The organism is bacterium (assembly GCA_035281585.1).
In the GTDB taxonomy this organism is placed as follows: Bacteria; UBA10199; UBA10199; order DSSB01; family DSSB01; genus DATEDP01.
Window position 1 is genome coordinate 1 of record DATEDP010000115.1, and the last position, 18,631, is coordinate 18,631.

Annotated in this window: 19 protein-coding genes; 11 read left to right on the forward strand and 8 right to left on the reverse strand. The window is 62.2% G+C overall.

What is annotated here, in order from left to right:
- From VJR29_09660 to VJR29_09685, 6 genes are all read left to right on the forward strand, one after another.
- A partial coding sequence (locus VJR29_09660; protein HKY63673.1) for a diaminopimelate decarboxylase occupies positions 1-412 on the forward strand: 412 nt, incomplete at its 5' end.
- A 91-nt stretch (positions 413-503) separates the two neighbouring features.
- Positions 504-1,325 (forward strand): diaminopimelate epimerase, encoded by an 822-nt coding sequence (gene dapF / locus VJR29_09665; protein ID HKY63674.1) that lies wholly within the window; start codon positions 504-506, stop codon positions 1,323-1,325.
- A gap of 216 nt (positions 1,326-1,541) precedes the next feature.
- Positions 1,542-2,411, forward strand: coding sequence for a 4-hydroxy-tetrahydrodipicolinate synthase (gene dapA / locus VJR29_09670; GenBank protein HKY63675.1), 870 nt, complete (start codon positions 1,542-1,544; stop codon positions 2,409-2,411).
- The gene (locus VJR29_09675) at positions 2,408-2,920 is read left to right on the forward strand and encodes a hypothetical protein (protein ID HKY63676.1); all 513 of its coding nucleotides are present in this window, start codon (positions 2,408-2,410) and stop codon (positions 2,918-2,920) included. Before dapA ends, VJR29_09675 begins: the two co-directional genes overlap by 4 nt.
- A gap of 9 nt (positions 2,921-2,929) precedes the next feature.
- The gene (dapB, locus tag VJR29_09680) at positions 2,930-3,712 is read left to right on the forward strand and encodes a 4-hydroxy-tetrahydrodipicolinate reductase (protein HKY63677.1); all 783 of its coding nucleotides are present in this window, start codon (positions 2,930-2,932) and stop codon (positions 3,710-3,712) included.
- Positions 3,709-4,458 carry a fumarylacetoacetate hydrolase family protein gene (locus tag VJR29_09685; GenBank protein ID HKY63678.1) on the forward strand — a complete coding sequence of 250 codons (750 nt, stop codon included), beginning with the start codon at positions 3,709-3,711 and terminating at the stop codon, positions 4,456-4,458. The genes dapB and VJR29_09685 overlap by 4 nt, the downstream gene beginning before the upstream one ends.
- A 70-nt stretch (positions 4,459-4,528) precedes the next feature.
- On the opposite strand, the gene VJR29_09690 is transcribed toward VJR29_09685, so the two are convergent.
- The 4 genes from VJR29_09690 to VJR29_09705 all read right to left on the reverse strand — a co-directional run bounded on the left by VJR29_09690 (position 4,529) and on the right by VJR29_09705 (position 9,890).
- On the reverse strand, positions 4,529-6,748 hold the full coding sequence (locus tag VJR29_09690; protein ID HKY63679.1) for a hypothetical protein: 2,220 nt from the start codon (positions 6,746-6,748) through the stop codon (positions 4,529-4,531).
- A 90-nt stretch (positions 6,749-6,838) separates the two neighbouring features.
- On the reverse strand, positions 6,839-7,714 hold the full coding sequence (locus VJR29_09695) for an alpha/beta hydrolase (GenBank protein HKY63680.1): 876 nt from the start codon (positions 7,712-7,714) through the stop codon (positions 6,839-6,841).
- Between the two features lie 114 nt (positions 7,715-7,828).
- Entirely contained in the window at positions 7,829-8,632 is an 804-nt protein-coding gene (locus tag VJR29_09700; protein HKY63681.1) for a histidine phosphatase family protein, read from the reverse strand.
- Positions 8,633-8,654: 22 nt separating this feature from the next.
- Entirely contained in the window at positions 8,655-9,890 is a 1,236-nt protein-coding gene (locus tag VJR29_09705) for an LL-diaminopimelate aminotransferase (GenBank protein HKY63682.1), read from the reverse strand.
- Between the two features lie 227 nt (positions 9,891-10,117).
- Here VJR29_09705 and folK point away from each other — a divergent pair, with 227 nt between their 5' ends.
- Genes folK through VJR29_09725 form a run of 4 tightly spaced genes read left to right on the forward strand, consistent with a single transcriptional unit; the run spans position 10,118 to position 12,210 of the window.
- Entirely contained in the window at positions 10,118-10,672 is a 555-nt protein-coding gene (folK, locus tag VJR29_09710) for a 2-amino-4-hydroxy-6-hydroxymethyldihydropteridine diphosphokinase (protein HKY63683.1), read from the forward strand.
- Positions 10,673-10,676: 4 nt separating this feature from the next.
- Positions 10,677-10,949 (forward strand): hypothetical protein, encoded by a 273-nt coding sequence (locus tag VJR29_09715; protein ID HKY63684.1) that lies wholly within the window; start codon positions 10,677-10,679, stop codon positions 10,947-10,949.
- On the forward strand, positions 10,946-11,590 hold the full coding sequence (fsa, locus tag VJR29_09720; protein ID HKY63685.1) for a fructose-6-phosphate aldolase: 645 nt from the start codon (positions 10,946-10,948) through the stop codon (positions 11,588-11,590). Before VJR29_09715 ends, fsa begins: the two co-directional genes overlap by 4 nt.
- A complete protein-coding gene (locus tag VJR29_09725; protein ID HKY63686.1) occupies positions 11,587-12,210 on the forward strand; it encodes a hypothetical protein in 624 nt (207 codons plus the stop codon). The genes fsa and VJR29_09725 overlap by 4 nt, the downstream gene beginning before the upstream one ends.
- On the opposite strand, the gene VJR29_09730 is transcribed toward VJR29_09725, so the two are convergent.
- The 4 genes from VJR29_09730 to VJR29_09745 all read right to left on the reverse strand — a co-directional run bounded on the left by VJR29_09730 (position 12,203) and on the right by VJR29_09745 (position 17,860).
- Positions 12,203-12,562: a DUF559 domain-containing protein gene (locus tag VJR29_09730; protein HKY63687.1), complete on the reverse strand. Its 360-nt coding sequence runs from the start codon at positions 12,560-12,562 to the stop codon at positions 12,203-12,205. The genes VJR29_09725 and VJR29_09730 overlap by 8 nt on opposite strands.
- Before the next feature lie 222 nt (positions 12,563-12,784).
- A complete protein-coding gene (locus VJR29_09735) occupies positions 12,785-13,081 on the reverse strand; it encodes an HU family DNA-binding protein (protein ID HKY63688.1) in 297 nt (98 codons plus the stop codon).
- A gap of 181 nt (positions 13,082-13,262) precedes the next feature.
- Positions 13,263-16,391 (reverse strand): efflux RND transporter permease subunit, encoded by a 3,129-nt coding sequence (locus tag VJR29_09740; GenBank protein ID HKY63689.1) that lies wholly within the window; start codon positions 16,389-16,391, stop codon positions 13,263-13,265.
- Positions 16,388-17,860: a TolC family protein gene (locus tag VJR29_09745; protein HKY63690.1), complete on the reverse strand. Its 1,473-nt coding sequence runs from the start codon at positions 17,858-17,860 to the stop codon at positions 16,388-16,390. Before VJR29_09745 ends, VJR29_09740 begins: the two co-directional genes overlap by 4 nt.
- 145 nt (positions 17,861-18,005) lie before the next feature.
- Here VJR29_09745 and VJR29_09750 point away from each other — a divergent pair, with 145 nt between their 5' ends.
- Positions 18,006-18,518: a hypothetical protein gene (locus VJR29_09750; GenBank protein ID HKY63691.1), complete on the forward strand. Its 513-nt coding sequence runs from the start codon at positions 18,006-18,008 to the stop codon at positions 18,516-18,518.
- Positions 18,519-18,631: the final 113 nt, after the last annotated feature.

Below are 18,631 nucleotides of genomic sequence, written 5' to 3' on the forward strand. Positions count from 1 at the left end.
GGTGACCGAGCTCATTTACACCAAGGACCGGGACAACAAGAAATTCTACATCGTCGACGCGGCGATGAACGACCTGATCCGGCCGGCTTTCTACGACAGCTACCATGAGATCAAGCCGGTCAAGGAGCAGAGCCGGGCCAAGGCCGTCGTCGACGTGGTCGGCCCGATCTGCGAATCCGGCGATTTCCTGGCCACCGACCGCGAGATCGCGGAGTACCGGCCGGGCGAGCTGATGGCGATCATGAGCGCCGGCGCCTACGGCTTCTCGATGGCCTCGAACTACAACGCCCGGCCCCGGGCCTGCGAAGTCCTGGTCGACGGGAAGAAGTTCCACGTCATCCGGAAGCGCGAGAGCTATGAAGATTTGATCCGCGGGGAAAAGATCCCAAGGCTGTCATCCCGAACGAAGTGAGGGATCCCTGCGGAGCTACTTGCAATTAAAAACCTCCGCAAGGATTCCTCGTCGCTTCGCTCCTCGGAATGACAATGCGTGAGCTTAAACTATGAAACTTAAATTCACCAAAATGCACGGCTTGGGCAACGACTTCATCGTCATCAATTGCCTCGAGGGCAATTGCCCCGACCTCGCCCAACACGCCGCCAAGCTCTGCGACCGCCGCTTCGGCATCGGTTGCGACCAGTTGCTGGTCATTCGTCCCTCGGAACGGGCCGACTTCAAGATGGAGATCTTCAACAACGACGGCGGCCAAGTCGAGATGTGCGGCAACGGCATCCGCTGCGTCGCCAAATACCTGGTCGACCAAGGCGCCACCACCAAGAACGAGCTGGCCATCGAGACCTTGGCCGGCATCATCCGGCCCCGGCTGGTCGATGGCTTGGTCGAGGTCGACATGGGCGAGCCGATCCTCGACGGCAAGCAGATCCCCACCACGCTGGAGGGCAAGATCCTCGACCGTCCGATCGAAGTCGAGGGCCGGGAGTGGAAGATCACTTGCGTCAGCATGGGCAATCCGCACTGCGTGATTTTCGTCGACGACGTCGCCCAGGCGCCGGTTCACAGCCTGGGACCGGTCTTGGAGCGCCACTCCCTTTTCCCCAAGCGGACCAACGTCGAGTTCATCCAGGTCCTGAGCCCCTCCGAGCTCAAGATGCGGGTCTGGGAGCGGGGCGCCGGCGAAACCCTGGCCTGCGGCACCGGGGCCTGCGGCTCGCTGGTGGCGGCGGTGCTGACCGGCCGGGCCCAGCGCGAAGCCACCCTCCACCTCAAGGGCGGCGATTTGAGGATCCGGTGGAGCGAGAAAAACAACCGGGTTTACATGACCGGTCCGGGCCAGGAAGTCTTCGGCGGGGAGATTGAGATTTGAGCAAGTTGTCATCCTGAGCGAAGCGAAGGATCTGCGACCCACCAAGGTCCTTTGGAATGCCAAAGCCCCTTCGTGCCATTAAGGGGATTCCGAGGAACGAAGGGTCGCTGGGAGTTCTAAGCTTATTGGGCAGTCGCAGATTCTTCGCTTCGCTCAGAATGACAGCCTGTCCGGGATCCAGTTGATTTTATCGCCAAAACCAGGCAGGAACGCCCTATGTTTGAAGGAAGCGGCGTCGCCCTAGTCACCCCATTCAATAACGGCAAAATCGACGAAGCGGCTCTGGTCGCCTTGATCGAAGAGCAGATTTCCGCCGGCACCAAAGTCCTCGTCCCCTGCGGCACCACCGGCGAATCGGCCACCCTCTCGCATGAGGAGCACGACCGAGTCGTCGAGATCACCGTCCAGGCGGCCAAGAAGCGGGCCAAGGTCCTGGCCGGCGCCGGCTCCAACTCCACCACCGAGGCGGTGCGCCTGACCCAGCACGCCCAAAAGTCGGGCGCCGACGGCACTCTCCACATTTGTCCCTATTACAACCGGCCGACCCAGGAAGGCCTCTACCGCCATTTCGAGGCGGTGGCCAAGGCCGGCAACCTGCCGGTCGTCCTCTACAACATCCCGGGCCGGACCGGCGTCAACATGCTGCCCAAGACCGTCGCCCGCTTGGCCAAGATTCCCAACATCGTCGGCATCAAGGAAGCCAGCAGCGTCGGGCAGGTTTCGGAGCTGATCGAGCGATGCCCGCCCGATTTCGAAGTGCTTTCGGGCGAGGACGCGCTCACCTTTCCGATGGTCGCGCTCGGCGCCAAGGGCGCGATCTCGGTGACCGCCAACGTCCTGCCCAAGGCCTGCGCCGAGATGTTCCAGGCCGCGGCCGCCGGCGATTGGCCCAAGGCTAAAAAAATCCATTACGACTTGGCGGCGATCAACCGGATCCTTTTCATCGAAACCAATCCAAGCCCGGTCAAGGCCGCCCTCGGCTTGATGAAAAAAATCGATCCTGAAGTCCGCCTGCCGCTGACCGGCTTGAGCGCCGAGAGCCTGGCCGAGCTGAAGAGCGTGCTTCAATCCTATCGCCTGATATGAAATTCGCCCTCCGATGGATCTCAATCCTGCTTTTCGCGGCGCCGACGCTCCAGGCCCAGGTCCTGGAGCAGAGCTTCAGCGACTCCGCGGCCGGCTTCCGCATCTCGACCCCCAGCGGCCACTGGCACTTGGAGCCGCGCGGCGTCGACCCTGGCCCGGTTCGGGCCATGATCCGCTTCGAATCGGCCCTGGATCAGTTCGTCCCCAACGTCACCGTCCGGGTCACCGAGCTGGAGGACCCCAAAATCAAGGCCGAGCAAGCCCTCCGCCAGAACCTCGAGTCCCTGCCGCCCAATGTCGAAGTCCTGGAGCGCAAAAAGCTCCAAGCCGGCGCCGTTCCCGGCTTCGAATTGCTGATCCATGACCCGGACAGCCGCAAAGTTTTTCAACAGCGCTTCTTTATCGCCAAGGGCAAGAGTTTCGTGATAACTTGCACTTCCGATAAGGAAAGCTATTCCCGCATGCGGCGGGATTTCCAAAAAATCCTGGATTCCTTCGCGATACTGTAAGGGGCTTGCATGACCCGCATCATCGTCACCGGCATCGGCGGCCGAATGGGCAGCCGCATCGCCGACATCGTTCGAGAAACCCCGGGCCTCAGCCTGGCCGGGGCCACCGAGGCGCCGGGCTCCTTCGCCATCGGCACCACCCTGCCCGAAGGCCACCAAGTCGTCGACGACCTGAGCAAGAACATCGCCCACGGCGACGTCGTCATCGATTTCACCTCGCCCAAGGCCACGATCCATCACGCCGAGATCGCGGCCAAGGCCCGCAAGGCCCTGGTCGTCGGCACCACCGGCTTCAGCGAGGAAGAGAAGCAAAAGCTCACGGCCTATCTCAAAACCATGCCCGCGGTCTTCTCCTCCAACATGAGCATCGGGATGAACGTCCTTTTCAAGATCGCGGCCGAGGCGGCCCGGCGGCTGGGCGAGGACTACGACATTGAAATCGTCGAGGCCCACCACCGCCACAAGAAAGACGCCCCCAGCGGCACCGCCCTCACCCTGGCCGAGGAGATCGCCGCCGGCGTCGGGCGAAATTTGAAGGACGTCGCCCGCTACGAGCGCCATGGCCAGATCGGCGAGCGCAAACCCAAGGAGATCGGCATTCAGACCCTGCGCGGCGGCGACATCGTCGGCGACCACACGGTTTATTTCGCGGGCTCGGGCGAGCGGTTGGAGTTGACTCACCGGGCCACCAGCCGCGACAATTTCGCCAGGGGTGCGGTCTTGGCCGCCAAGTGGCTCCAAGGCAAGGCCCCGGGAATCTACACCATGGCCGACGTATTGGGGTTGTCATGAAACTGATCCGCTTTCAGTACGGCGAGGAAATCGCCTTCGGGATGCTGCAAGGCAGCGACATTCAGGTCTTGGTCGGTCCTCCGACCGAGCCGCTTCACGTCGAAAGGACGCTCAAGCTCGAAGAGGTCTCGCTGCTGGCCCCGATCCTTCCGACCAAGATCATCGGGATCGGCTTCAATTATAAGGGCCACGCCGCCGAGCTCCACGCCAAGCTGCCGGAGGAGCCGCTGCTCCTGCTCAAGCCGCCCAGCGCCTTGAACGGCCCCGAGGAGCCGATCCACCTGCCGGCCAGCTCCCAGCAAGTCGAATTCGAAGGCGAGCTCGCCGTCGTCATCGGTAAGCGCTGCAAGCACCTGAGCGAAACCGAAGTGAAAGAGGCGATCTTGGGCTATACCTGCTTCAACGACGTGACCGCCCGCGATCTGCAGCTCAAGGACGTTCAATTCACCCGGGCCAAGTCCTTCGACACCTTCGCCTGCATGGGGCCCTGGATCGAAACCGAAATCGATCCCTCCAACCTCAAGCTCGAAACCCGGGTGAACGGCGAGGTCAAGCAGAGCGTCCGCACTTCCGAGTTGCGCTTCTCGGTGTCCAAGCTGGTCAGCTTCGTCTCCCAAGTCATGACCCTGGAGCCGGGCGACGTGATCAGCACCGGAACCCCCGCCGGCACCGGCCCGCTCAAGCAGGGCGACAAGGTCGAGGTCGAGATCGAGGGCATCGGCACCTTGGTCAATCCGGTTTACTAGTAGGGCGGGGCTTGCCCCCGCCCGCAGCACGGGCTTTCTTGGGCAGATTGGGCGGCCACAAGGACCGCCCCTACGGTTCGGCGAAGGCCGCGGCCAAACCCGGCGGCAAAGGCCGGTGCTGCCGGTCTTCCATCAGGCCGCCCATCCATTCCTTTCGCTCCCGCGCCTTCATGCCAAGGTAGATCTCCCGCAAGGACTCGGCGATCGGCTCGCGATTCCGGCCTCGGCTGGCGGTCCAATGCTGCACCAAGAACTGGAGGATCTCCCGGCGCCCCTCGGCGTCGAGGGCGGACGCGATCCGCTCATGGGCGGTCAAGGCCGCTCGACGAACTTGGGGCTCGGAATCGAGCAGCCTCAACCTCAGGTTGCCGATACGCCGGGCGTCCAAAAAGCCGGGCTCGGAGCTGAGCAAGCCGCCCAGAATCGTGACCGCCCGCTCCCGGATCCGCGCTTCGGGACTTCCGAGCATGCTTTCAAAATGCCAAATTCGCCCCGGCCAGCTCTTCCGCGGAAGTTTGTCCATGTTGTTGTCGACGGCGGTCATCGCATCGACCTGAATTAAAGGGTCGGAATGCCGGTACAGGCGCTCGAGGGCCCGCAGGCGGCCGGCCTGGGCCGAGGGTTCCAAGCGGAAGATCATGTCGCCGAAGAAGGGGATGAAATTGGAATTCGCCTCATGACGCGGCAGGGCCCGCTCCAGCAGCTTGACGACTTGCAAGCGTTCCGGCGGCTGGAGGCTGCGCAGCGCGCGGGCAGTGGGCAAGGCCTTAAAATGGTCGACGTCGCCGCTCCGGGCGAAGCGGAGGGCCAAGCCTTTCAAGTGATCCACTCGCTGAGCCGGTTCCAAAAACTCGGTCATGCGGACCAAGCCGCGGAAGGCGGCTTGCCGAACCCTTTCTTCGGGATCGCGCGACAAACGGTCGAGGTCGGGAATCCGCCGGGCCAGCTCGGAGCGCGGCCAAAAGGCCGCATTGTGGTCGAAAGCTTGGATGGCCAACTCGCGGACCCAAGTCCCCTCATCCTGGAAGCCTCGATCGATTCGGGCCAGCTGCTTCATCCTCTGAAAATGACTCAGGCCCGGGACGAGGCGATCCAAGAAAATGAAGGCATAGGCCCGGCGCATCATGGCCGTATCTTCGAAGAGCGGTCCCAGCTTGGCGGCGATGATCCGGAATTCACGGGGCGTGAATTGGGACTTGAGCTCCTTGAACTGGGGGAAAGCCTCCCAAGCCTCGGTCAAGAGCTCATGATTGATCAGCTTCTGAAGCCGGCGGAGGTCGGGTGGCGCCTTCCTATCCGGCGAGCTCGCCGAACCGCCGCGGCTTTGGGCGATCGTCGATTCAAGCTTGGCGCTCTCCATCGAAGGCGGTGAAATCCGGCCGGCCCCGGCCAGGCCAAGGGCCGGCGAAAAACTTTCGGGGCCGTTTCCGAAAAGGGGCCGCGACGTCGCGGCCCGCAGGTCGAGCTCCCGGCGGAAGCGGGCGTAGCGCGAGCCCAGCAAGGATTGGCCCAGGCGAGAGCCGAGATTCAAGCTGAGCATCGATCCCAAGACTTCGCCCCAGACGGCTCCCGAACCGACTTCGGGCCGGAGCCCGATTTTTTCTTCCAGCCGATGCGCCGCCAGCAAACCGGTGAAGATCGCGGCCTGGCCCGCCAGGGCCGGCGGCAAATTCCCGCCGCGAGCCGCCCATTGACCGGCGGCGCCGAAGGATTTGAACAAGCCCAGGGTCAGGGCGCTGCGCCCTAAATCGCCGCCCCAGCTCGAGCCGGCTTCGCTCCCGGCGAGGCGATGAAGGGCCCGGGAGGAAATCGTGAAAGCCGGAACCTCGGCGAGGAAAGCGCCACCGGCGGCGGCGCCGCGGGCGCCGAGGCCGCGGGTCCAAAGCGCCGCTCGCGGGTTGGCCAACAGGCGGCCCAGCAAGGCGCCGCGGGCCAGGCCGTAAACCGCCGAGCCGGCAGCCATCGGCAGGATGGCTTGGGGCTGAAAGATCTCCCGGCTCAAGCGCCGCAGCTGGGTTTCAAAAGCCGCGCCGAAATTGCCCCGGCCTTCCAGCGCCGCCTTCCGGGCCTCGGCCTTGGGGTGATCCGGCAGCAGGGCGTAGAGTCGGTGGGCGGCTTCTTCCCGGCCCGCGCCTTCCAGCCGCGAAGCCAGGGAAAAAAGACCCTCGCGTTGGAGCTCGGCATCGCGTTCTCGGGAGAGCGATTCCAGCTCGGCATAGGCGGCTTTGCCGAAAAGTTTTTCAGATTCGGGATTGGCGACGAAACGGGGGGGCGGGGCTTGGACGTCCATGGATTTCTCCGGAATTCCGAGCCGAGGCCCTTCTCGCCGATTGGGCGGCCGCGGTCAAGAGGCTTTGGCGGGTGTCATCCTTCGCTTCGCTCAGGATGACCTAGCCTCCAGAAAATCCAATGCCAATCGCGCCAAAATCTCCGGCTTTTCGTGGTGGGCCATGTGGCCGCAGTCCGGAATCTCGGCCTTGGCGGTGCCGGCGGGGAACCGGCTCTCGAGCAAGGCCTTCTCGGCCGCGAAATCGGCCTCGCCGAAACGGAGGGCCATCTCGGTCTTCGCGGCCGAGACCAGCAGGCAGCGGGCTTGAATCCGGGCCCAAACCGCGAAGTGAGCCTCCCGCGGCAGCCAATAGGGATCGAGCAGCTTATGGTTAGGGTCGGCCGCCATCGTCCAAGCGCCGCGAACCCGCTTGGCGAGGTGCTTGGCCAAGAACAAGGCCCGGTCGGCCGGGAGCCGGGGATTGGAGGTTTGGAGCCGGGCGGCAAGGCCTTCCAGGCTCTTGAAAGTGCGAAAGCGCTGCCGGCCGAAGCCTTCGATCCAGGCCCGGGCCCGATCGGGGGCGATCTCGGCCTTGCGGCCGGGGCTCAAGTAGCCCTCGACGTTGATCAGCTCCGAAACCCGTTCCGGAAAAGTGCCGGCATAGATCGAGGCGACCATCCCGCCCAGCGAATGGCCGAGCACCCGGACCGGCCGCTTCGGCGAAAGCTTGGCGAACAGCTCGTGGAGATCGGCGACGTATTCAAAAAAGAAATAACCGAGCTGGCTTTTGGCGTGCTCGCTCTGGCCGTAACCCCGCATGTCGGGCGCGATGCAATGGAATTTCTTGGCCAAGAACCGGGCGACGAACTCGAAACCGGCGCCGGTATCGAGCCAACCGTGGAGGAAAAAGAGCGGCGGCAGCTTGGGCGAACCCCAAGTGTAGAGCTGCTGGCGGAGGCCGTGGATTTTAAGTCGGCGTCGACGCATGGGACTCCCTCCCCTTTGTAAGGGGAGGGGTAGAGATCCCGCGACACGCAAAAGTATTGCATGGCACTATCTCTCTACCTCCCCCTACCCCCTCCTTACAAAGGAGGGGGTGAATTACTTTTGGGCCTGGGCCGGCGCCGCGGCCAGCTTCATGTAGCGGAACTCGGCGGTCTTGATCGGCACCACCGAATCCTTGTTTTGATGCTCCGCGGCGCTCTGCTTTTGGAAGGCGGTCTGGAGGATCTTCAAGGTGTCGCCGTGAGCCACCAGGACGTAGAGCTTGCCGCTGGAGGTTTCCTCGTACTTCTTGATCACGGCGCTGGACCTTTGTTGGACGGCCGTGGCCGGCTCGACGCCCCACTTGCTGTGGCTGGGGTTCTTGTCGTCCTCGGCCCAAACCTTGGCGTAGATCTCCTTGCTGCCGGTCTGACCCTCGAACTTGCCGAACTCGCGCTCCCGGATGTCATCCTCGACGACGATCAACTGGCGGAGGCCGGTCTTGCGGTACTTCTTGGGCAGCTTGGCCTTGAAGGTCTCGGTCATGGTGTCGGCAAAGATTTCGGCGGTTTCCTTGGTTCGGCTATAGGGCGAGGTCACGATGACCAGCTCATCGCGCTGGATCACGACGCTGAGCTTGTTTTTATTCTTCTCGATCCACTCCTTGGTGCTGACGACCACTTCTTCCCGGCCCTTCTCGGTGAGTCGGTTGGCCGGGTCCATGCCGGTCTTCAGGGTGGCGCACACCCGCCCTTCGGAGCTGGGGACGCTCTCGCCGTGGCGCAGGACGACGTAATCGTTATTGAGCGCGGTCACGTTCAGCAGCTCATTGGTGTTGGCGGGAGCCGCCTTTTTGGCCAAAGCCGCACTGGGCAGGCAAGCCAAGACGGCGGTATAGAGTGCGAATCGTTTCAGTTTCATGGTTTCCTCCTTCATGGGGGGGCTAGATCTTCAGTCGAGTTTGCATGCGCTCCAAGGCCGCGGCGATCTTCTCGCGAAAGCCGAAGGCGCTGAGTCGAAAATATCCTTCACCCGAGGGCCCGAAACCGGCACCGGGCGTGCCGACGACCTGGGCCTCGCCGAGCAGCTTGTCGAAAAATTCCCAGGAGTCGAGGCCGCCGGGCGTCTTGAGCCAAATATAGGGCGCGTTGACGCCGCCGTAGACCTCGATGCCCAGCTTGGTCAATCCCTCGCGGATCAGCTTGGCGTTGGCTAGGTAATAATCGATCTGCTCGCGGATCTGAGCCCGGCCCTCGGCCGAATAGCAGGCTTCGGCCCCGCGCTGAATGGGATAGGAAACGCCGTTGAACTTGGTGGTGTGGCGGCGGTTCCACAGCGGGTTGACCGCCACCTCCCGGCCCGACTCGTCGCTGGCCCGGAGCTTTTCCGGCACCACGGTGTAGGCGCAGCGGGTGCCGGTGAAACCGGCGGTCTTGGAAAAGCTGCGGAACTCGATCGCGACTTCCTCGGCGCCTTCGATCTCGTAGATCGAATGAGGGATGGCCGGGTCGGTGATGAAGGCCTCATAGGCGGCATCGAAGAGGAGGATCGCGCCGGTCTTGCGGGCGAAGTCGACCCATCGCTTCAATTGGCCGCGATTCAAAACCGCGCCGGTGGGGTTGTTCGGCGAGCAGAGATAAACCAAGTCCACCCGCTCGCCGGGCAGCGGCGCGTCGAAGCCGTTCTCGGCGGTGGCCGGAAGATAGGTCAGGCCCTGATATTTCCCGTCGTGCTGGAATTCGCCGCTGCGGCCGGCCATCACGTTGGTGTCGACGTAAACCGGATAAACCGGATCGACCACCGCGATGCGGTTCTGGATGGCGAAAATTTCCTGGATATTCCCGGTGTCGCATTTGGAGCCGTCGGAGACGAAAATCTCGCCGGCCTTGAGCTTCACCCCGCGCGGCTCGAAGTCGTGCTTCAGGATGGCCTCGATCAAGAAGGAATAGCCCTGCTCGGGGCCGTAGCCTCGAAAACCTTCGGCCTGCCCCATCTCGCGCACCGCCTGCTCCATGGCTTCCACCACCGCCGGAACCAGCGGCAAGACGACGTCGCCGATGCCAAGGCGGATGATATCGGCCTTGGGATTGGCTTCCTGGAAGGCTTTGACGCGGCGGGCGATCTCCGGAAACAAGTACCCGGCCTTCAGCTTCAGATAGTTATCATTGATGCGGGCCATCTGTCTCACTCCGCAAATTCTGCAAATTGGCTGCGCAGACCGGCAAAGCCGGTCCCTGCGATATGTTGGCGCTAAGATGGAGGCGCCCCTCGGATCAAGCGAATTTTCGGTGCCAGGATGGCGGCGGCATGGGCTCAAATTTGCATGCCCGTGATTTCAGAGGCTCCCGCATTGACTTCCCTTTTTGCCCACCTTAATGTCGATGTAGAGGGTTTGTTCAGACAAGAATGCAACACACCGCCTACATCGCCATCGGCAGTAACTTGGGCGACCGACTGAAGAACGTCAGCGAAGCCATCCGCCTGCTCGAAGACCACCCGCTGGTCCGGGTCCTCCGGCTTTCCCACTTTTATGAAACCGAGCCGCTGACCTTGCGCGGCGAAAAGCAGGGCTGGTACCTCAACTGCGTCCTCAAGCTGAGGACCTCGCTCAACGCCATCCGGCTCTTTCACCTGATGCAGCAGATCGAAGGAGTGCTCGGGCGGGTGCGCGGGGACAAATGGGCGCCGCGGACCATCGACCTCGACCTGCTTTTCTTCGACGACGAGATCCTGCGCAGCAAGTCGCTCATCCTCCCCCATCCGGCCCTGCATCTGCGGCGCTTCGTGCTCGAACCGCTGGCCGAGGTCGCGCCCGAATTCGTCCACCCCATCAAGGGCGTCCCGATCAAAGCCCTGCTCAAGAAGCTCGGCGACAACAAGAAGGTCGTTCCGCTCTATAAATTTTTCCTCAGTCAATCCTCCGACGGCGTTCTTAAAACCCCGTTGCGGGATAGGCTCTGACCCGATGTTCCGTCTCTTCCTCTTGGCCCTGGTCATTTATTTTTTGCTCCGATTGGTGCGCCGCGTCGTGGCGAGCCTGGCTTCGGGAGCCTCGTCACCCCGGCCTCGGCCCAAGCCGTCGACCGGCCCGGCCGGCTCCGGCGTGATCGATGAGATGAAGCGCTGTCCGACCTGCGGAACCTACAATCCGACGCGGCTGGCCTACCGGAAGAAGGACCTTTACTTTTGCAACGACCGATGCCATGAGGATTTTAACGACGGGAAAAAAGCCTCATGAAAATTTTCATCGACACGGCCGACGTGAAAGAAATCCGCGAGGCCAACGACATCGGCATCCTCGACGGCGTGACCACCAACCCTTCTTTGGTCGCCAAGAGCGGCCGCAAATTCCGCGAGGTGCTGGAGGAGATCGTCAAGATCGTCAACGGCCCGGTCAGCGCCGAGGTGGTCAGCGTCGAGCACGAGGGCATGCTCAAGGAAGCCCGGGAATACGCCAAGATCCACTCCAACATCGTGATCAAGCTGCCGATGACGATCGAGGGCCTCAAAGCCCTCAAGATCCTGACCGCCGAGGGCATCAAGACCAACCTGACCCTGGTCTTCAACGCCAACCAGGCCCTGCTGGTCGGCAAGGTCGGCGCGACCTACGTGAGCCCCTTCATCGGCCGGCTCGACGACATCTCCCAAATCGGAATGGATCTTATCCGACAAATCCGGACCATCTACGACAACTACGACATCGACACTCAGATTTTGGCGGCTTCGATCCGCAATCCGATCCATTTTCTCGAAGCGGCCTTGATCGGCGCCGACGTGGCCACCGTGCCGATGTCGGTGATCCGGCAGCTGGCCCAACACCCCCTCACCGACATCGGCTTGGATAAGTTTCTCAAGGACTGGGAGAAAGTTCCGAAATGACCCCCATCGTCACCGGGAGCTCGAGCGAAACCCAACATCTCGGACATCAAGCTCCCCCGCCGCCGAACACCGGGCCGGGGACCTACCAGTATCAGCAACCGGCCCAGAAAAAAGGCGGCTGTGGCTGCGGTTGCGGCTGCTTTAGCGGCTGCCTCATCCTCCTGCTCCTGCTCGGCGGTTTCCTGGCCTTCGTCTATTTCTTCGGCTTCAAAGATGACCGTTACATCGGCCATATCGACCGGGTGGTGGTCTGGACCTACGAAGGAGCGATCCGCCCCAAATTGGCCAGCCAGTTCACCATGGGGATGAACGACCAAGACCGGGCCCGTTTCCTCCAATTGAGCGACGCCGCGGTCGACAAGTACCTGGCCCTGCCGCCGCAGGAGAAGAAAGAGATCCTCAAAGAAGCCGCGGTGGCCTTCTGGCACCTGCAAAACGGCACGATCCTGCCGCCGGAGCAGATCCCCCACCTGAAGAAATTCATCGACTCGCTGGACATGCGAAACGGCATCCCGCCGCCGAACCGTTCCTCCACTCCGCCGCCCCAGCGCCAAATCCAGCAAGAGACCCCGCGCCGCCCGATCGCGCCGCCGAAGGAATCTCCGAGATTGCTTAACTAGCCCTCCCCCTCGCGGGGGAGGGTTGCACTACATCCCAAACCCGCTTCATAACCCCTTCAAAATTGTTAAAAATCTCATTGTTCCAAAACCGAAGGACTTTGAATCCCTGCTCTTCTAACCAATGATCTCTGGCACCGTCTTCGAGCGTCTGAAGATCATGATGGCCGCCGTCACATTCGATAATCAGTCGCTGCTCATAACAAACGAAGTCGACGATGAACGGCCCAATCGGCTCTTGGCGTCGGAATTTTGCTTTTTCGAAGCGGGATGCGCGCAGATAGCGCCAGAGCTTTCTCTCGGCGGGAGTTAGATTCTTTCTTAGATCTCTTGCATAGGTGCGCAGTTTTTTCATACCTGCGTGTATCAGCAAGACACACGCCAAGAGTCCCCCTCCCCCCTTGCGGGGGAGGGGACAGGGGAGAGGGGGGCGGCGTTAAGCTAACGCTACTACTTATGCCGCACCCCCTCTCTCGGTTCGGCTTCGCCGAACCACCCTCCCCCGCAAGGGGGGGAGGGATAATAAAAAAGCCCTGCTTCCTTTCGGAAACAGGGCTTTCAATCTCTATAAAAAAGACTACCGCTTCTTGGGAGCGCCGAGGATCGAGTCCTTGGCGGCCTTGGCGACGCGGAACTTCACGACGCGCTTGGCCGGAATCTTGATCTCCTGGCCGGTCTGGGGATTGCGGCCCATCCGCGCCTTGCGGTTGACCAGGACGAGCTTGCCGATGCCCGGAAGAGTGAAGGTGTTCTTGGCTTCTTTGTAAGCCAGGGCCGAAAGCTCCTCGAGCAGATTGACGGCATCCTTCTTCTTCAGGTCGCATTTCTTGGCGAGATGATCGGCGATTTGAGACTTAGTCAGTGCTTTTCCCATGGGGGTTTGCTCCTTTCTAAAAGCGGAACCGTAACGGTTGGAACGCTCAATAACAAGGATTGGCGGGCTTGTCGAAGGATTTATTTCAAAAAACCCCCATTTTTTGCCGAAAAATCGCGAAAAATGAGCTTCGACCCTTCCAAGCGCCCGGAAAACCGGGGCTGTCGAGCATCGACCGACTTCAGGCAATCTCTTCGCGCGCGTCTTCGGCCTTCTTCAAACGACCCACGACGTCGTACAGGATGGCGAGGAAAACCGGGATCATCAACACCGAAAGGGCGGTCCCGATGCTCAATCCCCAGTTCATGGCAAAGGCCATCGGCTGGATGAAGGGGTCGGTTCCGCCGATGCCGAAGGCCGAGGGGACGATGCCCAGCACGGTGGTGGCGGTGGTGAGCAAGACCGGCCGCAAGCGGGCCCGGGAGCCCCGGATGATCGCCTCCTTGAAGTGGGTGCCCTTGGCTTTCTCCAGATTGATGAACTCGACGATCAGCAGGGCCGAGTCGACGATGACGCCGGCAAAGGCGATCACCCCCAATAGGCCGAGGAAACTCAAAGGCTTCTGAAAGAGGTAGAAACCGTAAATGACTCCCATCAAGCCCATCGGAATCGTCGTCATCACGACGAAGGGCTCCCAAAGCGAACGGAAGGTGGCGGCAATGATGATGAAAGTCAGAAATATGGCCAGGATCATGGCCCGATAGAGCGCGTTCATCGCTTCCTCGGTGTCCTCCTCCTCGCCGCCGTATTTCACGCTGACACCGGGCTCCTTTTTCAAGCGTTCCCGGAAATGCTCCTCGGCCTGGCCGTTGACCTTGACCGAGGTGGTCACCTTCTGGTCGATATTGGCGCTGACCGTCACCACCCGCTTGCGGTCGTCATGCTTGATCACGCTGAGGGCCGCCTCTTCTTTGAAGGAGGCGATCTGGGGCAAGGGAATCAGCCGGCCCTCGCGGTTGGGCACCAAGACGTCTCCCAGCGACTCCTTCCGCTTCCGGAGGTCCTCGGGAAAGCGGACCAGGACGTCGATCTCCTCGTCGCCTTCCTTGATGGTCGTGGCAATCCCGCCCTCGAAGGAGGAGCGGACCGCGGCCGCGACATCCTGATAGCTCAGGCCGGCCTGCCTCATTCGAACCTCGTCGATCACCGCCCGGAGCTCCTTCTTCCCGGGCTGGTAATCGCTTTTGATGTCCTTCACTCCCGGAATCGTCTTGAGGAAGGCGAGATACTCCTCGGCGATTTTGTTCAAAACTTCGAAGTCGTCGCCGCGAATATGGATCGACACCGGCTTGCCCACCGGTGGGCCGTTCTGGATTTCCTCGAAGCTGAGCTTGGTGAAACCCCGGACCTTCTCGATCTCCGGCCGCAGCGCCTCGATGATCTGAGCGGCGGTGCGCTCGCGCTGCGGCTCGGGCGTGAGAAAGACCCAGACCTGGCCGATATGGGAAGAGCGCTCGGTGAAGGGATCGGTCGGATCGTTCTGGGTGATGCCGCCTTGGATGACGATATGCTCGAGCTCCTCCTTGGGCAGCTTTTCCCGCAGGATCCGCTCGATCTCGCCCATCCGCTCGGTGGTGATCTCGACCGGCGTCCCCAGCTCGGTCTCGACCCGGACGAAGACTTGCTCGATTCCCTCGCTCGGGAAAAGGATGAAGGGCACCTTCAGCGCCCCGAAAATGAAGGTCCCGACCATCAGGATCAAGAAAAGGCCGGCCGCGATGTAGCGATGGCGGACCAGGACCCGGAGCACCGCCTCATAGACCTTCAGCAGGACGGCCATCAACCGGTTGCCCAGCGACTTCGAGGCGCGCTCGAAAGCAACCCGGGCCCTCTCCTCCGACATCTTGTTCAGATCGTAGATGTGGGAAGGCAGGACCAAGAGGGCCTGGAGCAAGGAAGCCGCCAGAGTGAGGATGACCACCTGCGGGATCTGCTTGACGAACTTTCCGAAGATTCCGGTCATCGCCAAGAGCGGGGCAAAGCAAGTGACGGTGGTCAGGACGGTGGCGATGACCGACTTGGCGACTTGGGTGGTGCCATCGATCGCCGCCCGCTTGGGCGGAACCCCCTCTTCCATCAGCCGGTGGATGTTCTCGGCGATGACGATATCCTCGTCGACCAGCATGCCCGCCACCATGATCAGGCCGAAGAGGCTCATCAGGTTGATGGTGATGCCGAAGAAATGCATCAGGGCGAAGGCCGCCATGACCGCCGTCGGGATGCCGATCGCGGCGCTGATCGCGGTCCGGGGCGAGAGGAAGAAGACCAGCGGGATAAATAATAGGACCAGGCCGATCAGGGCGTTGTTGACCAGGACGTCGAGCCGCATCTCGACGTAGCGCGAGATGTCATTGACGATGGTGATGCCCAGCGCCGGCGGAGCGGTGGCCTTGAAGTCGGCGAGGATTTGCTTCACGTCCTCGACCAGGTGGATGATGTCGGCCCGCTCCTTCTTGAGGATGAGGAGGTTGATGGCTTCGCGGCCATTGGTCCGGTTGGTGATGGTCAGCTTCTCGAGGGCCGGAACGACCCGGCCGATGTCCCGGACCCGGACGTGATAGCCCGCGAAGTTGCTCCGCACGACGACGTTCTCGATCTCCTCAGGGGTGAAGAACTCGCCGCTGACCCGCAACAGGAATTCTTGGCCGCCCTGACGGATGTCGCCGCCCGGAAAATTGATGTTGGTGGCCTGGAGAGCCGCGATGACGTCGGCCAGCGAAAGGTGGTAACGGGCCATTTCGGCCGGGTTGACCTCGACCGCGAACTCGGGCTCGCGGTAGCCGCGGCGGATGACCTTGGCGACGTTGGGATCCTCGAGCAGCCGGGTTTCGAGCCGCCGGGCCAGCTGCCGGAGCTCTTCCGGCGAAAGGTCGCCGAAGAGCGCGACCTCGAGCATCGGAGTGTTCTTGGTCGAGATCTCCTCCACCACCGGCTTGTCTTTCAGGTCGGCCGGCAAGTCCTCGGCCCGATCGACCGCCCGCTGAATGTCGTTGACCACCTTGTCCTTGTTCTTGGCGTCGGGCTCGATGACGACGAAGATGTAGGAATAGCCTTCGGTCGAAGCGCTGACCAAGTCCTTGACGTCGTCGACCTCCTTGAGCTCCTTCTCGACCGGGATGGTGATCAGCTTCTCGATCTGGGAGGCGGTGGCGCCGGGATAGCGGGTCGAGATCTGAACGATGTCGAAGGAGAAATTGGGGAAAGCCTCGCGGCGATTGGCGAAGACGGCCAGGAGGCCGGCGAAGATCACGAAGATCGTCAGCATGTTGACCAGCAGGCTGTTGCGGACCGACCAGGCGGACAATTTCACGGCCGGCCCCCGTTCCGCAGTTCCGGCGGCAGGAGGGCGCCGGTGGCCTTGCGCAGCTCGACCCAAGCCAGGCGATAGCGCAGCTCGGCCTCGAGCCGTCGCCTTTCGGCCGAGATGGCGTCGTCGTTGAAGCGCACGATGGTGTCGCTGTCGGAGCGGCCGAGGTTGAACTTCTCCAGCTCGGCCTGGACCTTGGCATTCTGCAGCCGGGAGGCTTCGGTGTAGTTGGCCACCTCTTTCTGCTGCAGCTTCACTTGGCGGATCTGCTCGTCGATTTGGAGGGCGATGAGGTTCTCCATCTCCTTCATCAAGATCAGGACCCGGGCCTTCTCCAGCTTACCGCGCTCGAGCTCGCCCTTGGCGATTCGATTCTCGATCGCGATGTTGAAGCGGGCGCCGATCACCCAATTCGGATTTTGGAAGGAGAAAGTCTCGCCCAAGACTTGGCCGTAGCCCGGATCGACCGCGTTCACCTCCAAGGAGGTGTAGAGATCGAGGGCCGGCCATTTCTGGTCCTTGGCCAGGGCGATCTGGATGTCGCGGGCCTCGGCTTCGCGCTTCAGGGCCAGGTACTCGGGGCGGGAGGCCAGGGCCTGGGCCAAGAGATCCTCGCGGACCAAGGTTCGAGTCGGGGCGCGGAGCGGGTCCTTGGCGGTCCAAGCCTCCTCGCCGGCGGCGTCGAGCATGTAGCGCAGCCGTTTCTCGGCGTCGACTTGGAGGTTGCGGGCCCGGTCGGCTTCGGCTTGGCGCTCGACGTACTGGGCCCGGGAACCCAGGGTATCGGTCTCCTCGGCCAAGCCCAAGGTCTTCTTGTCGGTGGTGTTGCGGACGAAGTCCTGTGCCGATTTGGCGAAACGCTTGGCGACCTGGTAGTAATTGCCAGCGGCGACCCAGTTCCAATATTGGGTGAGGGCTTCGGCGACCCGCTGCTCGGCGAAGCTCAGGGCCTGCTCGGCGACGACCCGCTCATTGGCCTTGGCCAAGGCGATCTGGGCCTTGTCGGATTTGCCGAAGCGGTTGCGGAGCAAGTTGCCCTGGACCTCGGCCCGCAAGATGGTCTCGAAGAAGGCCGGATCGGTGGCGAAAGCCGAATTGGTGGTATCGCGCCGGTTGGTCAAGGACAGCGCGCCCTGGATGCCAACCGGAAAACGCTTCTCGGCCCGGGCATCGTACCAGATGGTCCGATTGTCGGTGCCGAAAACGATGCTGGTTTTGTCGGAGCGGTCGAGCTGGAAATAGGCCTCGCCCTTGACGTTGGTGTCGAAGGCTCCCTCGACCTTGGTGACTTCGGTGCCGGCGATGGGCGCATCGTAGCTGGCGGCTTGGATGCCGAGGTTGCGCTGGAGCACCCATTGGATGACCTCGGCTTCTCCGAGCCGGGGCGGGGGCTCGGAGCGAGCCAAGCCGGTCCCGGCGAAAATTGCCAAGAGAGCGATTCCCCACCCCAGGAATTTGACCCCACGACTCATAACGTATTCCGGTAGGGGCGACCCTTGCGGTGGCCCCATCTACGGCCAAGGGCCGCCCGGGGCGACCGCAAGGGTCGCCCCTACAAGCCCTTGCTACGAAGATGCCGAGACGCTAGTAAAACTCCTCGGCAAAAGGCTACCGAAAATGCGACATCCCCATGACGAAATTTTACGGCGCTGGCTGAAGCTCAAACCCGGCGTTTTCTCCTTCCGCGAGGAGGGCGAAGACCTGCTGATCCTCGAGCTTTTTTCGGGCAAGACCCGGCGGATCAAGGGAAGCGAGATCGAGGCCATCGAGGAGCGGGCCAACAGCGTGAACCCGGCCGAGAGCTACGTCATCGTTCTGCTCCATTCCGGCCGACAATTGGTGCTTTCGGCCCAGGGCTTCGCCTTTCCGCCCGATTTCACGAACACCGGCCCCCTGTCCCTGCCCAACCAAGTCTACTGCCTGCAGGACTACCACCAGCTCATGAACCAGCTCCGCCACCTGGCGGCCGAGCCCGACCGCGGCCGCGACGCCCTGGACATGATTATGGTGCTAATCGCCCTCCTCGACGGAGCCCGAGCCGTGGGGCTGGAGGTCGACGCCGAAACCCAGGCGGTGGACGAAATCCTCAGCACCCTCGAAAAGGGCGGCACTCTCCCCCCTCCCCACTGAAGGCGTGCCTTTCTAGCTTGATCTAAATGAACCCGAATCGGCGCCGCGGCCTCGAACGGGTGGCCGGGCGGGGGCCCCCCGCCGCCCGCAGCGAAGCGAGGACGGTGGGGGTG